Raw genomic sequence first — 20,825 nt, 5'->3', positions numbered from 1 at the left:
GAAATCTCCAGAAGTAAGGTTGGTTTGTTTTATCCCCTCTCCCCTATGGGGAGAGGGTTAGGGTGAGGGGAGAGGGAGAAAAAAATTATGAAGGCATTGCGATGGCCTGCTTCTCTTCGAGCAGTTTGTCCACCACGCCAGGATCCGCGAGCGTTGAGGTATCACCGAGGTTACTGGTGTCGCCTGCCGCGATTTTGCGCAGGATACGGCGCATAATCTTGCCGGAACGGGTTTTCGGCAGCGAGTCGGTCCAGTGCAGCACGTCCGGCGTGGCAAGCGGGCCGATCTCTTTACGCACCCAGTTGCGCACCTCGGTATACAGCTCTGGCGACGGCTCTTCGCCGTGGTTCAGGGTGACGTAGGCGTAGATCGCCTGGCCCTTGATGTTGTGCGGAATGCCGACAACCGCCGCTTCGGCAATCTTCGGATGCGACACCAGCGCAGACTCAATCTCCGCCGTGCCCAGACGGTGGCCAGAGACGTTCAGCACGTCGTCCACGCGTCCGGTGATCCAGTAATAACCGTCTTCATCCCGGCGCGCGCCGTCGCCGCTGAAGTACATGTTTTTGAAGGTCGAGAAGTAGGTCTGCTCGAACCGCTCGTGGTCGCCAAACAGGGTACGCGCCTGGCCAGGCCAGGAATCGACGATCACCAGATTGCCCTCGGTGGCGCCTTCCTGCGGATTGCCTTCGTTATCCACTAGTGCAGGCTGTACCCCGAAGAACGGACGGGTGGCCGAACCGGCTTTCAGCTGCGTGGCGCCCGGCATCGGGGTGATCATAAAGCCGCCGGTTTCGGTCTGCCACCAGGTGTCCATCACCGGGCACTTCTCGTTGCCGATCTTCTTCCAGTACCACTCCCAGGCTTCCGGGTTGATCGGCTCGCCCACGGAGCCGAGGATGCGCAGGGAAGAGCGGTCCGTGCCTTCGATGGCTTTATCGCCTTCCGCCATTAATGCGCGGATCGCCGTTGGCGCGGTGTAGAGAATGTTGACCTGATGCTTATCAACCACCTGGCACATACGCGCCGGCGTTGGCCAGTTCGGTACGCCTTCAAACATCAGCGTCGTTGCGCCGCAGGCCAGCGGGCCGTACAGCAGGTAGCTGTGGCCGGTGACCCAGCCCACGTCGGCGGTACACCAGTAGATGTCGCCCGGATGGTAGTCGAAAACGTATTTAAAGGTGGTGGCCGCGTAAACCAGATAGCCGCCGGTGGTATGCAGCACGCCTTTCGGCTTACCGGTGGAGCCGGAGGTATAAAGAATAAACAGCGGATCTTCCGCGTTCATCTCTTCCGGCTGATGCTGGTCGCTCGCTTTTTCAATCAGATCGCTCCACCACAGGTCACGCCCCTCGTGCCAGTCGATTTTGCCGCCCGTGCGTTTGAAGACAATGACGTTACTGATGGATTTCACGTTCGGGTTTTTCAGCGCTTCATCAACGTTTTTCTTCAGCGGAATACCGCGCCCGGCGCGCACGCCCTCGTCAGCGGTGATCACCAGCTTCGAATTCGAGTCGACAATACGCCCGGCAACCGCCTCCGGCGAGAAGCCGCCGAAGATAACGGAGTGGATCGCGCCGATGCGCGCGCAGGCCAGCATCGCCACCGCCGCTTCCGGCACCATTGGCATATAGATCGCCACTACATCGCCTTTTTTAATGCCCTGGGCCAGCAGCACGTTGGCAAAGCGGCACACGTCGCGATGCAGTTCTTTATACGAGATGTGTTTACTCTGAGAGGCATCGTCGCCTTCCCAGATGATAGCCGTTTCGTTGCCGCGTTCGGCAAGATGGCGGTCCAGGCAGTTCGCCGCCAGGTTCAGCGTGCCGTCTTCATACCATTTAATGGAGACGTTGCCCGGCGCGAAAGAGGTGTTCTTTACCTTCTGATAAGGTTTGATCCAGTCGAGGATGTGACCCTGCTCACCCCAGAACGCGTCAGGGCTGGAAACGGACTGCTGGTATTTCTCCTGGTACTGCTCCGGACTTATCAGGCAACGGTCCGCAATGTTTGCGGGAATGTCGTGTTTGTGTATTTGGCTCATGGCTTTTTTTCTCCTTGTAAGATGTTAATAATATGTCGCAAAAACGTTAATAGTAGGGGCTTTACAAGCTTTGTTTAGTATTTGGGCGACAGATCACGCAATGTCTGAAGAGTATGAAAATTGAGCGAATGAAACTTTGAAGGGAAATAATTCATCTGAAGAATTATTCACTTTTTTGAAGTGAAAATATTTTGTATAACAAACGGTTATTTATGCGAATTGCTATAAATTACCGACAATGACACTTTTTGCAGTGAAATGCCTTGTTCTTTAAGGCTTGCGCAGCATGCCGTGCAAATGATACTCATACGGCGCGTTAAAAAATCCCATAAACCAACGCAACACAATTCATACCCTTTCAGTATGTCTCCATATTCATGCAGTTTTGATGGTGCGGAGATTTCATTGAGGAAGTCAGTTTCTATGAAAAATTTGAAAGTCAGCCTGGCCTGGCAGATCCTGCTGGCCCTTGTGCTGGGCATCTTGCTGGGCAGTTACCTCCATTATCATAGCGACAGTCGCGAGTGGCTGATTGCGAACCTTCTCTCCCCTGCGGGCGATATCTTTATTCATCTGATCAAGATGATTGTTGTGCCGATTGTGATCTCGACGCTGGTGGTCGGTATCGCGGGTGTTGGTGATGCGAAACAGTTAGGCCGCATCGGCGTTAAAACCATTCTCTATTTCGAAGTGATCACTACGGTTGCCATCGTACTTGGCATCACCCTGGCGAACGTGTTCCAGCCTGGTGCCGGGATCGATATGTCGCAGCTGGCGACGGTGGATATTTCGAAATACCAAAGCACAACCGCCGATGTGCAGAGCCATTCGCATGGGTTGATGGGGACTATTCTCTCGCTGGTACCGACCAACATTATCGCGTCCATGGCGAAGGGCGAGATGCTGCCGATCATCTTCTTCTCGGTACTCTTTGGCCTGGGGCTTTCTTCCCTGCCCGCGACGCACCGTGAACCGCTGGTGACCGTGTTCCGCTCTATCTCCGAAACCATGTTCAAAGTCACCCACATGGTGATGCGTTATGCGCCAGTCGGGGTATTCGCGCTGATTGCGGTGACCGTAGCGAACTTCGGCTTTGCCTCCCTGTGGCCGCTGGCGAAGCTGGTGATTCTGGTGCACTTCGCGATTCTGTTCTTCGCGCTGGTGGTGCTGGGCATTGTGGCGCGCCTGTGCGGGCTCAGCATCTGGATCCTGATCCGCATCCTGAAGGATGAGCTGATTCTGGCGTACTCCACGGCAAGCTCCGAGAGCGTACTGCCGCGTATCATTGAGAAGATGGAGGCCTACGGTGCGCCGGCGTCCATTACCAGCTTCGTTGTACCGACCGGTTACTCCTTCAATCTGGATGGTTCAACGCTGTATCAGAGTATTGCAGCGATCTTTATCGCGCAGCTGTACGGCATTGACCTGTCGCTGTGGCAGGAAATCGTACTGGTTCTGACGCTGATGGTGACTTCAAAAGGGATCGCAGGCGTGCCGGGCGTCTCCTTCGTGGTGCTGCTGGCGACGCTGGGCAGCGTCGGTATTCCGCTGGAAGGCCTGGCGTTTATTGCCGGTGTGGACCGTATCCTCGACATGGCGCGTACCGCGCTGAACGTGGTGGGTAATGCCCTGGCGGTACTGGTAATCGCTAAGTGGGAACACAAGTTCGACCGTAAAAAAGCGCTGGCGTATGAACGCGAGGTACTGGGTCGTTTTGATAAAACGGCTGACCAGTGATGTAAAAAGCCGGGTGGCGGCTTCGTCTTACCGGGCCTACATAAGCCGTAGGCCCGGTAAGCGCAGCGCCACCGGGCAACAATTTACTCCCCGCTCAATGCATCAAACTCTTCACACCCGGTATCAAACCCTTCGGTACAGCTCAGGTTTAACCAGTAAAGCGCTTTCTGCTTATTCGGTGTGATAAAGCCTTTCTCACCCTGCCTGAACAGCATTCCTGCCCAGTACTCCGCATAGCCCGTCCGGGACAGAGCCGAACTCCGCTTGAACCACGATGCGGCCTGCACGTCATCCTGAGGAACTTCAACGCCGTTGGCATAGATCAGCCCCAGCAGCTGTTGCGCGTCTACCGCCGAGTCGCTATCGATGTCTTCGGTCGCCGATTGCAGCAGTGCGATGGCCTGCGGGTAGTCGGTTTTGCCCGCCTGCGTGTTCACCAGCACACGCGCCAGCATGATCGCGCCGCGTTTGCTGCCCGCAATGTTTGCCTGTTGGGCCAGGGCTTTAGCCTGCGCATAGTCACCCTGCGAAAAGTGGATTTGCGACAGCAGCGCCATGGCGTCGACATCACCGCCTTTTGCCGCTTTTTCCGCCCACAGCGCCGCCTGCGCGCTGTCGCCGGAACTGAACCAGGTATCGGCGAGATAATACTGCGCGCGCGCATCGCCCGCTTCAGCCTGCTTTTTATACTGGCTGCCTATCTCATCGGCATGGGCAAACGCGGTTAAAAATAACAACATCAGAAAAAGGATTTTCATGGATTCTTATCATCTGGGTACACGCCGCGCAGTATAATCGCGGCGACAGAAGAAAAAAACGGGTGCGTTAAGACCTCAGCATCCCACAAGCCGGGCGGAACACGCGTTCCGCCCGAAGAGGTTAGCCTGCGTTACAGGCTAATTTCGCCGCCACCTCCTGATGTTCACTCTTTATTGAAAACTCGCAGAGCCTGCCGCGAGTAATAAAGGTAAAGATCACTATCGTCAGGCAAACAATAAAGACGATGCCTAACGCAGTTTTTAAAGGCGTCATGCCTTTTACTCCTTGTCAAAAAAAGAATAAGAGGCTACTCTCAACTTGTTGGAGTTGAGGGAGTAGCCTCGGGTAAATGAAAATTTCCCGGGGCTTTCTACTTTCTGTCCCTCAACAATGCTCAAGACAGAAAGTCTTAAGCACCCGCCGCACATCTTATCCCTCTGAATTAAAATGCAAAGATGTAATTCTATTCTGCGTAAATTACATTATTTCTGCGAGCCGCTTTCCAGAATAATAATTTCTATTTCTTATGAATTAATCGGAAATAAAAAGGGAGTGAATATATCACTCCCTTTATTCAACGATAGATTAACGGCTTCAACCCATTGCGCTTTCGCGCAGTCGGGCTTTCAGCTTGTTATATTCGTCGATCACATACTGTTCCGCAGCGTGTTGATCCGCAATGGACTCCAGGTTTACGGCGCAGTATTTATACTCCGGCGTTTTGGTTATCGGGCTTAAGTTCTCGGTCACCAGCTCGTTGCAGGCGCCAATCCACCACTGGTAGGTCATATAGACTGCCCCTTTGTTCGGACGGTCGCTGACCTGCGCGCGGGTAATGATGCGGCCTTTACGCGAATTCACCCACACCAGCGCTTCATCTTCAATACCGAGCCGTTCGGCATCGGCGGTGTTGATCTGCGCGTAACCCGGTTCATCCGCCAGCGCCGCCAGCGCGGCGCAGTTGCCGGTCATGGAACGGCAGGAGTAGTGGCCCACTTCACGCACGGTGGAGAGCACCATCGGATACTCGTCGGTGAGCTTATCGATCGGCGCGACCCAGTCGCAGGTGAAGAACTGCGCCAGCCCGTTCGGGGTGTCGAACTTCTCTTTAAAGAGGTATGACGTCCCCTGATCGGATTCTGACTCATCCCGGCACGGCCACTGGATGTAGCCCAGCTCACCCATTTTTTCATAGGTTGCCCCATAAAAGTCCGGGCACAGATGCCGCAACTCGTCCCAGATCTCCTGGGTGTTGTTGTAGTGCATCGGGTAGCCCATGCGGGTGGCGATTTCGCTGATGATCTGCCAGTCCGTTTTCAGATCCCATTTCGGCTCGACGGCCTTGAAGAAGCGCTGGAAGCCGCGGTCTGCCGCCGTATAGACACCTTCATGCTCGCCCCAGGAGGTCGACGGCAAAATCACATCCGCCGCTGCCGCGGTTTTGGTCATAAAGATATCCTGAACAATCACCAGCTCCAGATCCTCAAAGCCTTTGCGCACTGCGGACAGTTCGGCGTCGGTCTGGAGCGGATCTTCACCCATGATGTAGGCCGCACGCACTTCACCGTGCGCCGCGCGGTGCGGCAGCTCGCTGATGCGATACCCGGTGTGTGCCGGCAGGCTCTCCACGCCCCAGGCCTTCGCAAACTTCTCGCGGTTTTCCGGGAATTTGACGTACTGGTAGCCCGGATAGGTGTCCGGCAGCGCGCCCATATCACACGCACCCTGCACGTTATTCTGACCACGCACCGGGTTCACGCCCACATGCGCTTTACCCAGATTGCCGGTCAGCATGGCGAGGCTGGTGAGCGAGCGCACGGTTTCCACGCCCTGGTAGAACTGGGTCACGCCCATGCCCCAGAGAATGGCGGCGGTTTTTGCCCCGGCATATATTCTGGCCGCCTGACGAATCTCCTGCGCGCTGACGCCGGTTATCGCTTCGACGGATTCAGGCGTATAGCCCTCGACTATTTTCTTATACTCTTCAAAGCCTTCTGTACGGGTCGCGACAAACGCCTGGTCGTACAGGTTCTCCTCAATAATGACGTGCCCCATTGCGTTCAACAGCGCGATGTTTGAACCGTTTTTCAATGCAATGTGCATATCCGCAATGCGCGCGGTTTCAATTTTGCGCGGATCGCAGACGATGATTTTCGCCCCATTCTGTTTAGCGCGAATAACGTGGTTCGCGACGATAGGGTGAGAATCCGCCGGGTTATAACCAAAGATGAAGACGAGATCGGTATTATCTATCTCGTTGATGGCATTACTCATTGCGCCGTTACCGACCGACTGGTGCAGACCTGCAACCGATGGGCCGTGTCAGACGCGAGCGCAGCAGTCGACGTTATTGGTACCAATAACGGCGCGCGCGAATTTTTGCATCACATAGTTGGTTTCATTCCCGGTTCCGCGTGAGGAGCCGGTGGTCTGAATCGCATCCGGGCCATACTTGGCCTTGATGGCGCTGAGGCGCGTGGCGACGTAATCCAGCGCTTCATTCCAGGAGACGGCTTCCAGCTTGCCGCCGCGCTCGCGGCGGATCATAGGGGTTTTCAGGCGCGGGGTGAGGATTTGGGTATCGTTAATAAAATCCCAGCCGTAATATCCTTTCAGGCACAGCGTGCCCTGATTGGTTTTACCCTGCGCCGCTTCCGCCCGGACGATTTTGCCATTATTGACCACCAGGTGGATCTTGCAACCTGAGGCACAATAAGGGCAAACCGTGACGACTTTTTTCATCACTTTGCTCCAGTTAAACAGTTCTTACCTGCCCAATATGCAGCTTCTATGCCATGTTTTTATTATGGGTATTTCCTGACTTTACGACCCTTTGCGGGGCAAAACCCTGACGAAAAACAGCCAATCGTCAAAATTGACGTGTCGAAAGGGCAGGGGATGTGACATGGATTGAATTTCCGTCACGTAAAAAACAATTCGGCTGGAGCCGGCGGCAGAATGGTTCAGACTTAACATAATTCCCTGACGGAAGCATGCGATGAAACCGGCGATTCTGGTGGTTGACGATGATGTCGCAGTCTGCGAACTGCTACAGGATGTGCTCAGCGAGCACGTCTTTACCGTACTGACGTGTCACTCTGGGCAGGACGCGGTGAACCGTGTCCAGCAGGACTCCGGCATTGCGCTGGTTCTGCTGGACATGATGCTGCCGGATATCAACGGATTACAGGTTTTACTGCAACTGCAAAAGCAGCGACCATCGCTACCGGTGGTAATGCTGACGGGGCTGGGAAGTGAATCAGATGTGGTCGTCGGGCTGGAAATGGGCGCTGATGATTACATCGGAAAACCGTTCAATCCGCGCGTGGTGGTCGCCCGCGTTAAGGCGGTGCTGCGTCGTACTGGCGCGCTGGACGCGGAGCCTGCCGCGCCGCGCGTTGAAGGTATTGCCTTTAACGGCTGGACGCTGGACACCACCCGCTGCGAGCTGAGCGATCCGCAGCGTAATACCGTGCCGTTAACCCAGGGCGAATATGGCCTGCTGCTGGCATTAACGCAAAACGCCCGCCGGGTACTGAGTCGTGAACAGCTGCTGAAGCTGACCCACAGCGAAAGCGCCGAGGTCTTTGACCGCACTATCGACGTGTTGATCATGCGGCTACGGCGAAAAATTGAGGTCAATCCGCACCAGCCTCTGCTGATCAAAACCATTCGCGGTCTGGGCTATGTTTTTGCCACGGACGTTTCCCATCATGAGAAAGCCGCCTGACCGTTCTCCTGAATAAACGTCTGAAGCTCGGCCAGCGTTTTCGCGCCGTCAATTGCATTAGCCGCCAGCAGGCTGGCCCGCGCGCAGGCGTGCGCCAGATAAATACTCTCCGTCAGCGGCAGGGATTCATGGCAGCCGTATAAAAAGCCCGCGCAAAACGCGTCGCCCGCGCCGACGCTGCCGATAATCTCGTCCTGCGTCAGCTTCCACGACGGAACCCATTGCCCTTTTTCACCCGGCGCTTCACCCCATGCCCCTTCCGGACAGTGGATCACCACCCGCTGTCGCACGCCTGCCGCCAGCAGTTGTGTGGCAGCGTCGGCGATATGGGCCATGTTCAGCGCATCATGGCCGTCACGGATCTCAAGCCCGCTAAACTCACCGGCTTCCAGCTCGTTAATCACCAGATAATCAAGATGGCGCAGGGCAGGGAGCACCAGCGGCTGATAGCGCGGATCGCCCTTGCGGGACACCAGATCGAGCGAGGTTTCATACCCCTGATCGCGCATCTGTGCCAGTAACCGCGCGCTGCGGGTGCCAAATTCCTCGTCCGGCATGTCCAGGCTGTCGAGCAGCAGCAGGTAGCCGAGATGGAAGATCTTCAGCGATCCGTCTAAACGATCGAAGGCGGGAAGATCCAGCAGGCGGTTGGCGCCCGGCGAGTGGAAAAAAGTGCGCTGTCCGCTGGGGTCGGTCATCACCTGCGACATCGACGTTGGGGCGAATGTTGTACGCTGCACGCGCTGGCGATTGACGTGATACTGGTCGAGCATCGCCAGAATATAGTCTCCGTCGCTGTCTTCCCCAATCAGCCCCACCGCCTGTAACGGCAGGCCGACGTGCATTTTCGCCAGCGTCAGCAGAACGTTGAGCGGCGCACCGCCGGTTGAGCGTTCACTATGGGTGATTTCCGCCAGCCAGCCGCGCTCCGGCCACTGTACGATCTGGTGGACGTGATCCACCAGCATGTTGCCTGCGGCGATAATCCCTTTGCGTTCCATTATGCCTGCCCCGCGCTGCCGAAGATGCGCATCTGTTCCGCAACCGTATCGGTAATGGCCTCTTCAATGCCCAGCAGCAGTTCGGCAAACTCATCGTACAGCGGCTGGCGGTTTGCCATGCGCTGCTCAACGGCGGCGAGCGCGGCCTGCGACATGCCGGTATAAAAGTTGATTTTATGAATGCCCAGCTCGATGGCGCGGCGGAAATCAGTATCGCTTATGCCAGAGCCGCCGTGTAAAACCAGCGGCAGGCCCGTCTGCCGTCGAATGGCGTCCAGACGCGGGAAATCAAGCTTCGGCTCGCCCTTGTATTTGCCGTGCGCGTTGCCAATGGCGACCGCCAGCGCGTCGATACCGGTTAAATCGACAAACTCGCGCGCCAGCTGCGGATCGGTGAAGAAGGCTTCATCCGCATGCCCGTAAAGCGCGCCCCCTTCATCACCCCCGACCGCGCCCAGCTCCGCCTCTACCGAGACGCCCACCGCATGGCACATCTTCACCACTTCCCGCGTCTGGCGGATATTTTCCTCATAGCTCAGCGTCGAGCCGTCGAACATCACCGAGCTGAACCCTAAGCGCAGGGCGCGCACGACGGCCTCAAAATGCAGCCCGTGGTCGAGGTTAAGCACCACGGGAATATCGTGACGGGCGGCTTCGAACTTCACTGCTTCGACAAGCGACTCCAGAGACACGTACTTAAAATGCACTTCGGCGATGTTGATGATAAACGGCGAGCGTTCCTGCTTCGCGGCGGCAAACAGCGCGCGCAGGAAGTGGGAGTCGAGCACGTTGAACGCGCCCAGGGCGTAGCGGTGTTCCCTGGCGTGGGCCAGACCATCGGCAAGAGAAATCAATGGCATCATTCACTCCTTATATCCGAAACAGGTTGTACTCGTTGCACAGCACCAGCACCGCCGGTTCGTCTTCTTCAATGGTGTTGTAGCGGTCAATGGGCTGTAAAAAGTGGTTGTCGTGTTCATCGTCATTGACCGACGACACTTCGCCCACCAGCACGTCGCCAAAGCCGCGTTCACCCCAGAAACTGTGGTACAGGCCGGGCGTCAGGCAGATGCTCTCCCCTGGTGTGAGGCGCAGCTGGCTGCCGGGCGTGTGCGTCTGCCGACAGCCGTCGACGGTAACGGTCACGTCGGTGTTTTCGGTCTCTTCATGCGCGCCCGCATTCCATAACTCAATAATCAGATTCCCGCCGCCGCGGTTAATGATGTCCTCCCGCTTGCGCCAGTGAAAATGCATCGGCGTCACCTGGCCGTCGCGGACGTGCATGATTTTTTCGGCATAGCACTTTTCATAGGGCACGCCGTTGGGGGAGCCGTTGCGCAGGGTGAACAGCGTTAACCCCTGTGCAGCGAAGTTGTTGCCACCAAATGCCGTCACGTCCCAGCCGAGCCTGAGGTCAAACACCTCCTGCCATGCGGCCTGGTCAAGCTGCTGCCATTTTGTCGGCGGAAAGCTGGCAAAAGGCGGGAGATGCACGTCGTGCATGGAGAAGAACTGCCGCGTATGGCCGAGGATTTCATTGATGTCGGAGCGTTTCATGGGGACTCCTTGAAAACAGTTCCCTCTCCCGGTGGGAGAGGGAAAAGGATCATTTAACCGTCCACCCCTTATACGTGCCGACGTTCTTTTTATCGATCATCGTCACCGGGATCAGCACAGGCTCTTTCGGCGCAGGTTTGCCCTGAAGAATGTCATAGCCGATCTCCACCGCCTTCGCCGCCATCACCTGCGGATCCTGCGCTGGCGTCGCCACAAACAGGGAGTTTTCGCGCTTCAGGGCTTCTTCACCGTCCGGGCTGCCATCCACACCAACGATAAAGAACTCGTTGCGCTGCGCCTGCTTCGCGGCCAGATCGGCGCCGATCGCGGTAGGATCGTTAATCGCGAATACGCCGTCTATCTTCGGATTAGCCGCCAGCAGGGAGGTCATGACCTCCAGCCCGCCTTCACGGCTGCCTTTGGCGTTCTGGTTATCCGAGAGCACTTTGATATCCGGGTGGCGCCTGAACTCGGTCTGGCAGCCCTCCACGCGGTTTTGTACCGCAGAAACCGGCGGCCCGTTGATGATCACCACGTTGCCTTTACCTTTCAGGCGGTCGGTAATGTACTTACAGGCCATCTCACCCGCCTGGGTGTTATCGGAGGTGATGGTCGCATCGGCCCCTTCCGCCGCCACGTCAACCGCCACGACCACGATCCCCGCCTCTTTGGCGCGTTTTACCGCCGGGCCGATCCCTTTGGAATCCGCGGCGTTGAGGATGATCATGTCCACTTTCGCCGCAATGAAGTTATCAATCTGCGACACCTGCTGGCCCAGATCGTACCCGCTGGAGACCAGCGTCACCTTGACGTTGTCCCCCGCCAGCTTGCGCGCTTCCAGCTCGGCACCTTTGGTGATCTGCACGAAGAACGGGTTAGCCAGGTCGCCCACCGTCACGCCGATGGATTTCAGATCTTTTGCCTGCGCAAACGGGGTTGCGGCCAGCAGCGCGCCAGCACAGAGCGCGGTCACTAAGGGCTTCAATCTCATGCTGTATTCCTCACGTAGGGTATTGTTGTTATGCACTTTGATGGTGTCGGGTACGGTATTTGTCGATCAGCACCGCAATGATGATCACCGCCCCTTTGATCACCAGCTGCCAGAAGTAGGAGACGCCCATCAGCGTCATGCCGTTGTTGAGGGTGGCGATGATCAAGGCACCGACCAGCGTGCCGGTGATCGTGCCGATCCCGCCGACGAAGCTGGTGCCGCCGAGGATCACCGCCGCAATTGCATCCAGCTCATACCCCGTGCCGAGGTTGCCATTGGCGCTGTAGAGACGTGAAGCGCTCATGACGCCGCCGAGACCGGAGAGCAGGCCGCTCATGCCGTAGACAAACAGCAGCACCAGCCAGACCTTAATGCCCGTTAAGCGCGCCGCCTGCATATTGCCGCCGACCGCATAGATGTGAACGCCGAGGGTTGTGCGACGCAGAATAAACCAGCACACCACAATCACCGCCAGGGCGATCACAACCAGCCAGGGGATCGGGCCGAGGTAGTTATTGCCGATCCACTCGAAGTTGATGTTGGAGTTAATGACCGTCGTGCCGTCCGCCAGCAGGTAGGCCGCGCCGCGCAGCGCCGTGTAGGTGCCGAGCGTGACGATAAATGGCGGAAGTCCGGCGAAGGCCACCAGCGCGCCGTTGAACAGCCCCAGTACCATACCGAGCATTAGCGCCGCCGGAATGGAGAGCATCGCAAATTCAGGGATAAGCGAGACCACCATCGCCGCCACCGCCGTGGTGCCCAGAATCGAGCCCACGGAGAGGTCAATCCCGCCGGTCAGGATGATGAAGGTCATCCCGGCCGCCAGAACAATGTTGATCGACGCCTGCCGGGTAATATTGAGCAGGTTACTTTCTGTGAAAAAGTTCGGAGCGATAAAGCCAAATACAGCCACAATCAGGATTAAAATCGGCAAAATGCCGATCGTTTGCATCAGATCGCTCATCAGCATTTTTTTGGCAGAGGCGGATTTCGCCACCTGCTGCGGATGGGTTGGAGTTGTCATAATTACACCGCCTGATGATGTGTGTCGTTCACGCCGGTTGCCAGCGTCATGATGTTTTCCTGAGAGATGTCGCGCCCGTGCAGTTCACCCGCAATGCTGCCTTCCCGCATCACGTACACCCGGTCGCTCATTCCTACTACTTCCGGCAGCTCGCTGGAGATCATCAGGATCGCCACCCCTTTGCGCGCCATCTGGTTCATGATGCGGTAGATCTCGCTTTTTGCCCCGACGTCCACGCCGCGCGTGGGCTCGTCCAGAATCAGAATGCGCGGGCCTATCGCCACCCAGCGGGAGATCAGCAGTTTTTGCTGGTTGCCGCCGGAGAGCCCGCCTGCGCGCACCTGAGAATGCGGCACGCGGATATTGAGCAGGGCGATGGCGTCATCGGAAATCGACTGCGCTTTTTTGCGGTTCAGCCAGCCGAAGGTGGCGTCGCGCTCCAGCGTCGCCATGGTGATGTTCTCCTGCGCCGCCAGCTCCAGAAATAGCCCCTGCTCCTTGCGGTTCTCGGTGAGAAAACCGATGCCGTTCTCAATGGCCGCGCGCGGGGAGTGGATCACCACCGGTTCGCCGTCCACCTCAATCATGCCGCCGGTGGCTTTGCGCACGCCGAAGATCAGCTGCGCCAGCTCAGAACGCCCGGCGCCGACCAGCCCTGCCAGCCCGACGATTTCACCGGAGCGAACCTGCAAACTGCACGGCTGCACTTTTTTGCCATCCGTGAGGTGATGCACGTTCAGACGCGGGCTGCCGAGCGGAATATCGCGCTCTTTGTTGAACAGGTCGCTTAACGGACGACCCACCATCATGCGCACCAGCTCGGAGGCGTTGAGCTTGTCGCGCGTCAGGCTGCCGACGTATTGCCCGTCGCGTAGCACGCTGACGCGGTCAGAGAGTTCATACACTTCCGCCATGCGGTGGCTGATGTAGATAATCGCCATCCCTTCATCGCGCAGGCGCAAAATCAGTTCGAACAGACGGTGGGTTTCGCGTGAGGAGAGGGCGGCGGTAGGTTCGTCCATCACCAGAATGCGGCTGTTGCGGTGCAGCGCGCGGGCGATCTCCACCTGCTGTTGCTCGGCGATGGTCAGTTTCATGACCAGGTCGGTGGCGCTGAACTGCGCGCCCAGACGGTCAATGACCGCCTGGGCCTGGGCAGCCATCTCTTTGCGCTGGACCAGCCCGCCGCGCGACAGCTCGCTACCGAGAAAAATGTTTTCCGCCACGGTCAGGTTAGGAGCAAGCTGCATCTCCTGATAAATCAGGGTAATGCCTGCGGCCAGCGCATCCTTCGGCCCTTTGATGTGAAACGGCTGACCGTCGATGAGGATGTCGCCGCTGCTGGCGGTATAGGCGCCTGCGAGGATCTTCATCAGCGTGCTCTTTCCGGCGCCGTTTTCCCCCATCAGCGCGTGGATCTCACCGGGGAAAACCGTCAAATCCACGCCCTTGAGCGCGTGGAAATTGCCAAAGGTTTTGGCAATGTGGCGCATCTCTAAAACCGGGGTTCTGCTCATGGCGGATCTCCTGTGAATGTCGATATCTGCACTTCATCACAGGCGCGTAAATGCAAAATGTCAGAAGCTGTTCATATTTGTCATAGTTATGAATAGCTAATCGCCATCACATTTTCCTTTTCCCTCTCCCTGTGGGAAGAGGGCCAGGGTGAGGGCACCAAACCGCAGAGGAGCCCAAACCCATGCCATCACGCCCCCCGTTCTTCACCAGCGCCCGCGGTCGCCTGCTGATATTTAACCTGCTGGTAGTGGCGGTAACGCTGATGGTCAGCGGCGTGGCGGTGCTCGGCTTTCGTCATGCCAGCCAGATCCAGGAGCAGGTGCAGCAGCAAACGCTGGATGACATGACCGGCAGCATGAACCTCGCGCGCGACACGGCCAATGTGGCAACGGCGGCGGTGCGGCTGTCGCAGGTGGTCGGTGCGCTGGAGTACAAAGGCGAAGCTGAGCGGCTTAAACAGACGCAGATGGCGCTGCGCCACTCGCTGGAGCAGCTTGCCGATGCGCCGCTGGCGCAGCAGGAGCCGGCGCTGGTGACGCGTATTATTCGCAGGAGCAATGAGTTACAGCAGAGCGTGACGGGAATGCTGGAGCGCGGGCAAAAACGGCATCTGGAGCGTAACGCGCTGCTCAGCGCGCTGTATCAAAGCCAAAGCTACCTGCGTCATTTGCAGGATATCAACCGTCGTTACGCGAGCAATGTGCCAGACCCCCGGCAGCTTGCTGAGATGGACAGGCTGATCGTTGCCGCCATTGATACCCCTTCACCGCGCGCCACGGTGCAGCAGCTGGATGCAGTAACCGCGATGTTACCCGCGAGCGCCCTGCAACCGGTGGTCAACCTGGTGCTCCCGGATTTTAATGATGAGCTGCGCAAGCTCGCGCCACTGTCGAAGCAGCTGGAAGAGAGCGATCTGTCCATCAGCTGGTACATGTTCCACATCAAGGCGCTGGTAGCGATATTAAACCGCGACATCAATCAGTACGTTGAACAGGTGGCACAGGCCTCCCGGCTGCGTACCGCCCAAAGTCACCAGGAGCTGCGCTCCATCAGCGTGTTTATCAGCGTTTTCGCGGTGCTGGCGCTGATCATCACCGGCTGCGCCTGCTGGTATATTTATCGCAATCTGGGCTCCAACCTGACGGCTATCTCAAGGGCAATGTCGCGCCTCGCTCACGGAGAGCAGAATGTGTCGGTGCCCGCACTACAGCGGCGTGATGAGCTGGGGGAACTGGCGCGCGCGTTTAACGTTTTTGCACGCAATACCGCTTCGCTGGAGCACACCACGCGGCTGCTTAAGGAGAAGACCTCGCAGATGGAGGTCGACCGCATCGAACGTCAGGGGCTGGAGGAGGCGCTGCTGCACAGCCAGAAAATGAAGGCGGTCGGGCAACTGACGGGCGGTCTGGCGCATGATTTTAATAACCTGCTGGCGGTGATTATCGGCAGTCTGGAGCTGACCGATTCAGCGTCACCGGACGCGCCGCGCATCACTCGTGCGCTCAAAGCCGCGGAACGCGGGGCCATGCTCACCCAGCGTCTGCTGGCCTTCTCGCGCAAGCAATCCCTGCAACCCCATGCGGTAGAGATGAAGCCGCTGCTGGAGAACCTGAGCGAGCTGATGCGGCACTCCCTTCCCGCCACGCTGACGCTGGATATTGAAGCGCAAACCCCGGCCTGGCCCGCATGGATTGACGTCAGCCAGCTGGAAAACGCCATTATCAACCTGGTGATGAACGCCCGTGATGCAATGGAGGGGCAAAACGGTGTGATTAAAATCCGCACCTGGAACCAGCGTGTGACCCGCAGCGACGGGCGCAGGCAAGATATGGTCGCGCTGGAGGTGATTGACCACGGCTGTGGGATGTCGCAGGAGGTGAAATCGCAGGTCTTTGAACCGTTCTTCACCACCAAACAGACCGGCAGCGGCAGCGGATTAGGGCTGTCGATGGTGTACGGCTTTGTGCGTCAGTCCGGGGGGCGCGTTGAGATCGAAAGCGCGCCGGGGCAGGGAACCACCGTGCGGCTCCAGCTGCCGCGCTCGACGCTGCCCGCGTTCTCCAATGATGCCGCGCTGGCGACCACGGCCCCGACAGAAAGTGAGCTGCTTGTGCTGGTCCTGGAAGATGAGGCGGGCGTGCGGCATACCCTGTGTGAGCAACTGCACCAGCTTGGCTACCTGACGCTCGAAGCCGAAAACGGCGAGCAGGCGCTGAACATGCTGGACGCATCACCGGATATCGGCATGTTTATCAGCGACCTGATGCTGCCGGGCGGCCTGAGCGGTGCGGAGGTGATCGGCCATGTACGCAGCCACTATCCGCAGTTGCCGGTGCTGCTGATCAGCGGGCAGGATTTGCGCCCGGCGCATAACCCACAGCTGCCGGACGTTCCGTTACTGCGTAAGCCGTTTACCCGCCAGCAGCTGGCGCAGGCACTGCGGAAGGTGATGGTAATTTGAGATTCCTCCGCTACTCCCGTTAACAGCCAGTCATTACTTTAAGGCCAGTTCACCTGCGAGTCTGGCCTTATGAAACGTTACTCTACCGCTCTGTTATTGGGTCTGCTGACTTTAACCAGCCAACTGGCGCATGCCGATGTGATTGATGATGCTATTGGCAATATTCAGCAGGCGATCAACGACGCCTATAACCCCGGCAGCAGCCGTAATGACGATGACGACGATCGTTACGACCGCAGCCGTCAAATCGACAGCCGACAGTACGACGATCGTCGTCGGCAGCTCGAAGACAGACGCCGCCGTTTAGACGAGCGTCAGCGTCAGTTGGACGACGACAGGCGTCGGTTAGAAGAGGACGAGCGCAGGTTGGAAGACGATTACGATCGCGGCTAAGTGCGGCCTGTTGCCCTCACCCCAACCCTCTCCCACGGGAGAGGGAGAAAACCTAATCCAGCACCATCACCATCCCGTCATACCCCGCTTCAATGCCGGACGGCAGCGGGTTATCCATCATCCACACGTCAAACTGATGGCTGATATGCGTCAGGATCACCTGCGGACAGCCAATCACCTCGTTCAGCGCAATCACCGTATTCAAATCACAATGGTTGCGCGGCGTCTCCGGGCGCGGTTCATGGCTACAGTCGATAATCATCGCCTGCGGCTGATTGTTTAGCAGAAACGTCACCGTTTTATCCGGCAGTCCGGCGGTATCAGAAAGCCACGCCACGCGGCTGTGGGCGGACTCCAGCAGATAGCCAAACGTGAGTTTTGAATGGTTGAGCGGCAGCGGCGTGACCCGCAAGCCCTGAAGTTCAAACGTCACAAATGGCTCCACCGTGTGGCTGAAATCCAGGATGCCCGGATGTTTGAACAGATCGTTACAGCCTGCCTCGTCTGGCGGACCGTAGACGGGAATGGTGGCGCCTACGCCCCAGCGCAGAGGGAAAAGCCCCTGAACGTGATCCATATGATAATGGGTAAGCAAAAACTGCTGGAAGCTGCCCGCAGGCCAGTCGTCCATCAGGTGTGGAATACCCGCGTCCAGCAAGGTGACCGCATCGTTGAATTTCACCGCCGCGCTACAGGGGCGACGGCGATAATTTTCCTGTAAACGCGCCCGTCGGCACGCCGCGCAGTCGCAGCCAAACACCGGCACCAGCTGCGCCCCTCCGGTTCCTGTCAGCGTGATCGTCAGACTCATAACGCACCTCTACAGCGGTTTGGTGAAGCGGAAATGGCTTTGCGTATACCCTTCACGAACATAAAAACGGTGCGCGTCCACGCGCTTCACGCTGGTGGAAAGCTCGGTCAGCTCGGCGCCTGCCTGCCGTGCGACGTCCTCTGCCCAGGCCAGCAGCTGGCTGCCCACTTTTAATCCGCGCGCCTGCGGCATCACCACCAGTTCCTGGATCTCGCCGATCCAGCGGGCGTGGTGCAGGTGAAACTGTAGATGCAGGCCGATCATCCCGATGATCTGCCCGTCCAGCTCGGCCAGCTGGTAGCGCATATTGTGATCCCGCAAGTTGGCCAGATACCCGGCGTGAAACGCCTGATGATCGAACTCGGCCTGCTTAAGTTCGCAGATCAGCGCGTAAACGATCGGCGCATCGTCGGCGGTGGCGGGGCGAAGCTGGCAGTCAGGCATGTTGTTTCACCTTCTGGCGAATGAGCGATAGAAAGGTCTCGACTGACTGTAGCAAACTTCCGTCGTTATTGAGGAGATGGCAACCCGACGGGGTGTAACGCGCCGCCCGTTCCAGCCGCTGGTCGATCTCGCGCGCGTTTTCGCGCCCCCGCTTTTGCAGCCGGCTACGCAGAACGTCCGGGGAAACCTGCAAACAGACCGGGAGCAACGCCGCTTCGTACCGGGCGCGAGCCTGCGGGAGATGCGCCCGCGAGCCGTTGACCAGCACGTCAAAGCCCGCGTGCAGCCAGAGGTCGATCTCGATGCCGACGCCATAGTAGTAACCGTTGGCATGCCAGCTCAGCGCCAGCAGGTTTTGCCCGGCGCGGGTAAAAAACTCCTGCTCGCTCAGGGCGATATGGTTTTCACTCCCGGCGTTTGCCGCGCGGGTAATGTAGCGGTGCGCTACCAGCAGCTGTGAATGTTCCCGCTGCCGTAACGCCGACAGCAGGCTGTCCTTCCCGGAGCCGGACGGGCCCATTAACCAGATGAGTCTTCCCATCAGAACACCCTTTTTCCCTGACGCCAGACGTGGTCGATATGAACGTGCTCGCCCTTGCGGTGCGCCAGCACCAGGTCTGCCCGTTTGCCTTCGGCAATCTCACCGCGATCGTGAAGGTTGAGCGCGCTGGCCGGGTTTTTTGTCACCAGGCGAATCGCCTGTGGCAGCGTGAAGCTGTTGCCCTCGTCGTCCGCCACCCGGAACGCCGCGTCCAGCAGGCTGGCGGGGTAATAGTCAGAGGAGAGGATATCCAGCAGGCCGAGCGAGGCGAGCTTGCTTGCCGCCACGTTGCCGGAGTGCGACCCGCCGCGTACGATGTTCGGCGCGCCCATCAGGACGTTCATGCCATGCTTACGCGATGCTTCTGCCGCCTCGAACGTGGTGGGAAATTCGGCGATCACGCTCCCAAGCTGGTGGGATTCGCGCACGTGATCGTGCGTGGCGTCATCATGGCTGGCCAGGGCAATATTACGGTCCCGGCACATAGCGGCAATGGAGAGGCGATTCGGCTGCGACCACTGGGCCGCCAGCGCCAGCTGCTCTTCTTCGTAGCGCGCCATCTCCGCGTCGCTGAGAGAATATTTGCCCTGATAGTATTCGCGATACTTTTCAATGTTGGCGAACTGGCGCTGTCCCGGTGAGTGATCCATCAGGGAAACCAGCGAGACCGGCTCGCGGCCCACCAGCTTCTCAAACAGCGGCAGGGTGGTGTGGTGCGGCAGCTCGCAGCGCAGGTGCAGGCGGTGCTCGGCGCGGTTGAGGCCGCGCTTTTGCGTCTCCTCCACGGCGTTGATCATCTTCTCCAGGTTCTCCAGGCGATCGCCGCCGTCGCGCACGTCGCCGATCGCCACCGCGTCCAGCACCGTGGTGATGCCGCTGGCGACCATCAGCGCGTCGTGGCTGCTCATCGCTGAATGCGCAGGCCAGTCCACCTTCGGGCGCGGGGTGAAGAATTTATCGAGATTATCGGTATGCAGCTCAATCAGCCCCGGTAGCAGCCAGCCGCCTTCGCCGTCCATCGCGTCCGGTGAGCGGCTCTGGGTTTCGGCAAAGGCGCGGATGACACCGTCCCGCACCTCAACCGAGCCGTTCACGACCTCATTTTCCAGCACCAGCCTGACATTATTGATAATCATACGTTTGTCCCCATCGGGTGCAGTCTGTCCGCCACGCGATGGCGTACGGCGTCGTCGTGGAAGATCCCGACGATCGCCGCGCCGCGCGCTTTGGCCTGTTCGATCAGTTCTATCACCGCTGCGCTGTTTTTACTGTCGAGCGAGGCGGTGGGTTCATCCAGGAGTAAAATCGGGTAATCGACGATAAAGCCGCGGGCGATGTTGACGCGCTGCTGCTCGCCGCCGGAAAAGGTCGACGGGGCGAGGTGCCACAGACGCTCCGGTACGTTGAGACGCGTCAGCAGGCTGGCGGCTTTAGCGGCGCAGGTTTCGCGCGGCACGCCGAGATCCAGCAGAGGCTGCATGACCACGTCCAGGGCGGAGATCCGCGGGATCACCCGCAGGAACTGGCTGACCCAGCCGATCGTCGAGCGGCGTACTTCCAGCACTTTGCGCGCGGGAGCCTGGACCAGATCAACCCATTCATTGTTATGGCGGATATGGATATGGCCTTCGTCCGGCAGATAATTGGCGTACAGGGAGCGCAGCAGGGTGGATTTTCCGCTGCCGGAATGGCCATGCAGCACCACGCATTCGCCGTTGCTGACCTCTAATGAGGCATTTTGCAGTACCGGCAGGCGGACACCGTTTTGCTGGTGGAGCACAAAGGTTTTACTGACATTTTCAACGTGGATCATG

Annotated in this window: 19 protein-coding genes; 4 read left to right on the top strand and 15 right to left on the bottom strand. The window is 58.2% G+C overall.

The genetic code is table 11. The features are described from left to right. Nucleotides 1-85: 85 nt before the first annotated feature. Entirely contained in the window at nt 86-2,044 is a 1,959-nt protein-coding gene (gene acs / locus ACOTX1_RS19595; protein WP_022650235.1) for an acetate--CoA ligase, read from the bottom strand. A 423-nt stretch (nt 2,045-2,467) separates the two neighbouring features. Between acs and gltP the strand changes: the two genes are divergently transcribed. Beyond that, nucleotides 2,468-3,781: a glutamate/aspartate:proton symporter GltP gene (gene gltP, locus ACOTX1_RS19590; protein ID WP_003860256.1), complete on the top strand. Its 1,314-nt coding sequence runs from the start codon at nt 2,468-2,470 to the stop codon at nt 3,779-3,781. A gap of 83 nt (nt 3,782-3,864) precedes the next feature. Here gltP and ACOTX1_RS19585 read toward each other — a convergent pair whose 3' ends face one another. From ACOTX1_RS19585 to fdhF, 3 genes are all read right to left on the bottom strand, one after another. Next, complete coding sequence (locus ACOTX1_RS19585; protein WP_003860254.1) at nt 3,865-4,539, bottom strand: tetratricopeptide repeat protein; 675 nt, start codon at nt 4,537-4,539, stop codon at nt 3,865-3,867. A gap of 121 nt (nt 4,540-4,660) precedes the next feature. Continuing rightward, nucleotides 4,661-4,813, bottom strand: coding sequence for a Hok/Gef family protein (locus ACOTX1_RS19580; RefSeq protein WP_003860252.1), 153 nt, complete (start codon nt 4,811-4,813; stop codon nt 4,661-4,663). Between the two features lie 321 nt (nt 4,814-5,134). Continuing rightward, on the bottom strand, nt 5,135-7,282 hold the full coding sequence (gene fdhF / locus ACOTX1_RS19575; RefSeq protein ID WP_080263600.1) for a formate dehydrogenase subunit alpha: 2,148 nt from the start codon (nt 7,280-7,282) through the stop codon (nt 5,135-5,137). Between the two features lie 256 nt (nt 7,283-7,538). Here fdhF and ACOTX1_RS19570 point away from each other — a divergent pair, with 256 nt between their 5' ends. Then, nucleotides 7,539-8,270, top strand: coding sequence for a response regulator (locus ACOTX1_RS19570; protein ID WP_003860246.1), 732 nt, complete (start codon nt 7,539-7,541; stop codon nt 8,268-8,270). On the opposite strand, the gene ACOTX1_RS19565 is transcribed toward ACOTX1_RS19570, so the two are convergent. Genes ACOTX1_RS19565 through ACOTX1_RS19540 form a run of 6 tightly spaced genes read right to left on the bottom strand, consistent with a single transcriptional unit; the run spans nt 8,252 to nt 14,360 of the window. Further along, the gene (locus ACOTX1_RS19565; RefSeq protein WP_023315232.1) at nt 8,252-9,271 is read right to left on the bottom strand and encodes a carbohydrate kinase family protein; all 1,020 of its coding nucleotides are present in this window, start codon (nt 9,269-9,271) and stop codon (nt 8,252-8,254) included. The genes ACOTX1_RS19570 and ACOTX1_RS19565 overlap by 19 nt on opposite strands. Further along, nucleotides 9,271-10,131, bottom strand: a complete 861-nt coding sequence (locus tag ACOTX1_RS19560; RefSeq protein ID WP_023315233.1) for a ketose 1,6-bisphosphate aldolase — start codon at nt 10,129-10,131, stop codon at nt 9,271-9,273. The genes ACOTX1_RS19565 and ACOTX1_RS19560 overlap by 1 nt, the downstream gene beginning before the upstream one ends. A 10-nt stretch (nt 10,132-10,141) precedes the next feature. Next, nucleotides 10,142-10,828 (bottom strand): D-lyxose/D-mannose family sugar isomerase, encoded by a 687-nt coding sequence (locus ACOTX1_RS19555; protein ID WP_023315234.1) that lies wholly within the window; start codon nt 10,826-10,828, stop codon nt 10,142-10,144. A 49-nt stretch (nt 10,829-10,877) separates the two neighbouring features. Then, nucleotides 10,878-11,819, bottom strand: coding sequence for an ABC transporter substrate-binding protein (locus tag ACOTX1_RS19550; protein ID WP_003860240.1), 942 nt, complete (start codon nt 11,817-11,819; stop codon nt 10,878-10,880). Between the two features lie 28 nt (nt 11,820-11,847). Next, entirely contained in the window at nt 11,848-12,843 is a 996-nt protein-coding gene (locus ACOTX1_RS19545) for an ABC transporter permease subunit (protein WP_003860239.1), read from the bottom strand. Between the two features lie 2 nt (nt 12,844-12,845). Further along, nucleotides 12,846-14,360 carry a sugar ABC transporter ATP-binding protein gene (locus tag ACOTX1_RS19540; protein WP_003860238.1) on the bottom strand — a complete coding sequence of 505 codons (1,515 nt, stop codon included), beginning with the start codon at nt 14,358-14,360 and terminating at the stop codon, nt 12,846-12,848. Between the two features lie 182 nt (nt 14,361-14,542). Between ACOTX1_RS19540 and ACOTX1_RS19535 the strand changes: the two genes are divergently transcribed. Then, complete coding sequence (locus tag ACOTX1_RS19535; protein ID WP_023315235.1) at nt 14,543-16,822, top strand: hybrid sensor histidine kinase/response regulator; 2,280 nt, start codon at nt 14,543-14,545, stop codon at nt 16,820-16,822. Between the two features lie 69 nt (nt 16,823-16,891). Then, nucleotides 16,892-17,215: a DDRRRQL repeat protein YjdP gene (gene yjdP, locus ACOTX1_RS19530; protein ID WP_023315236.1), complete on the top strand. Its 324-nt coding sequence runs from the start codon at nt 16,892-16,894 to the stop codon at nt 17,213-17,215. 52 nt (nt 17,216-17,267) lie between these two features. On the opposite strand, the gene phnP is transcribed toward yjdP, so the two are convergent. The 5 genes from phnP to phnL are packed head-to-tail and all read right to left on the bottom strand — an operon-like array spanning nt 17,268 to nt 20,824. Then, the gene (gene phnP / locus ACOTX1_RS19525) at nt 17,268-18,026 is read right to left on the bottom strand and encodes a phosphonate metabolism protein PhnP (protein ID WP_003860235.1); all 759 of its coding nucleotides are present in this window, start codon (nt 18,024-18,026) and stop codon (nt 17,268-17,270) included. Between the two features lie 9 nt (nt 18,027-18,035). After that, nucleotides 18,036-18,470 carry an aminoalkylphosphonate N-acetyltransferase gene (gene phnO, locus ACOTX1_RS19520; protein ID WP_003860233.1) on the bottom strand — a complete coding sequence of 145 codons (435 nt, stop codon included), beginning with the start codon at nt 18,468-18,470 and terminating at the stop codon, nt 18,036-18,038. Further along, nucleotides 18,463-19,014 carry a ribose 1,5-bisphosphokinase gene (phnN, locus tag ACOTX1_RS19515; RefSeq protein ID WP_086527943.1) on the bottom strand — a complete coding sequence of 184 codons (552 nt, stop codon included), beginning with the start codon at nt 19,012-19,014 and terminating at the stop codon, nt 18,463-18,465. Before phnN ends, phnO begins: the two co-directional genes overlap by 8 nt. Further along, the gene (gene phnM, locus ACOTX1_RS19510) at nt 19,011-20,147 is read right to left on the bottom strand and encodes an alpha-D-ribose 1-methylphosphonate 5-triphosphate diphosphatase (RefSeq protein WP_003860229.1); all 1,137 of its coding nucleotides are present in this window, start codon (nt 20,145-20,147) and stop codon (nt 19,011-19,013) included. Before phnM ends, phnN begins: the two co-directional genes overlap by 4 nt. Further along, nucleotides 20,144-20,824 carry a phosphonate C-P lyase system protein PhnL gene (gene phnL / locus ACOTX1_RS19505; RefSeq protein WP_003860227.1) on the bottom strand — a complete coding sequence of 227 codons (681 nt, stop codon included), beginning with the start codon at nt 20,822-20,824 and terminating at the stop codon, nt 20,144-20,146. Before phnL ends, phnM begins: the two co-directional genes overlap by 4 nt. Nucleotide 20,825: the final 1 nt, after the last annotated feature.

This window comes from Enterobacter cloacae complex sp. IR5401, assembly GCF_049238425.1.
Classification (GTDB): Bacteria; Pseudomonadota; Gammaproteobacteria; order Enterobacterales; family Enterobacteriaceae; genus Enterobacter; species Enterobacter hormaechei_C.
The sequence above is the reverse complement of the archived record's forward strand: the minus strand, read 5'-3'. Positions and strand labels throughout refer to the sequence as shown.

Bases quoted from the DNA above. Each gene is read 5' to 3' on its own strand.
- acs (WP_022650235.1), bottom strand. From the start codon at position 2,044: ATGAGCCAAATACACAAACACGACATTCCCGCAAACATTGCGGACCGT.
- gltP (WP_003860256.1), top strand. From the start codon at position 2,468: ATGAAAAATTTGAAAGTCAGCCTGGCCTGGCAGATCCTGCTGGCCCTT.
- ACOTX1_RS19585 (WP_003860254.1), bottom strand. From the start codon at position 4,539: ATGAAAATCCTTTTTCTGATGTTGTTATTTTTAACCGCGTTTGCCCAT.
- ACOTX1_RS19580 (WP_003860252.1), bottom strand. From the start codon at position 4,813: ATGACGCCTTTAAAAACTGCGTTAGGCATCGTCTTTATTGTTTGCCTG.
- ACOTX1_RS19570 (WP_003860246.1), top strand. From the start codon at position 7,539: ATGAAACCGGCGATTCTGGTGGTTGACGATGATGTCGCAGTCTGCGAA.
- ACOTX1_RS19565 (WP_023315232.1), bottom strand. From the start codon at position 9,271: ATGGAACGCAAAGGGATTATCGCCGCAGGCAACATGCTGGTGGATCAC.
- ACOTX1_RS19560 (WP_023315233.1), bottom strand. From the start codon at position 10,131: ATGCCATTGATTTCTCTTGCCGATGGTCTGGCCCACGCCAGGGAACAC.
- ACOTX1_RS19555 (WP_023315234.1), bottom strand. From the start codon at position 10,828: ATGAAACGCTCCGACATCAATGAAATCCTCGGCCATACGCGGCAGTTC.
- ACOTX1_RS19550 (WP_003860240.1), bottom strand. From the start codon at position 11,819: ATGAGATTGAAGCCCTTAGTGACCGCGCTCTGTGCTGGCGCGCTGCTG.
- ACOTX1_RS19545 (WP_003860239.1), bottom strand. From the start codon at position 12,843: ATGACAACTCCAACCCATCCGCAGCAGGTGGCGAAATCCGCCTCTGCC.
- ACOTX1_RS19540 (WP_003860238.1), bottom strand. From the start codon at position 14,360: ATGAGCAGAACCCCGGTTTTAGAGATGCGCCACATTGCCAAAACCTTT.
- ACOTX1_RS19535 (WP_023315235.1), top strand. From the start codon at position 14,543: ATGCCATCACGCCCCCCGTTCTTCACCAGCGCCCGCGGTCGCCTGCTG.
- yjdP (WP_023315236.1), top strand. From the start codon at position 16,892: ATGAAACGTTACTCTACCGCTCTGTTATTGGGTCTGCTGACTTTAACC.
- phnP (WP_003860235.1), bottom strand. From the start codon at position 18,026: ATGAGTCTGACGATCACGCTGACAGGAACCGGAGGGGCGCAGCTGGTG.
- phnO (WP_003860233.1), bottom strand. From the start codon at position 18,470: ATGCCTGACTGCCAGCTTCGCCCCGCCACCGCCGACGATGCGCCGATC.
- phnM (WP_003860229.1), bottom strand. From the start codon at position 20,147: ATGATTATCAATAATGTCAGGCTGGTGCTGGAAAATGAGGTCGTGAAC.
- phnL (WP_003860227.1), bottom strand. From the start codon at position 20,824: ATGATCCACGTTGAAAATGTCAGTAAAACCTTTGTGCTCCACCAGCAA.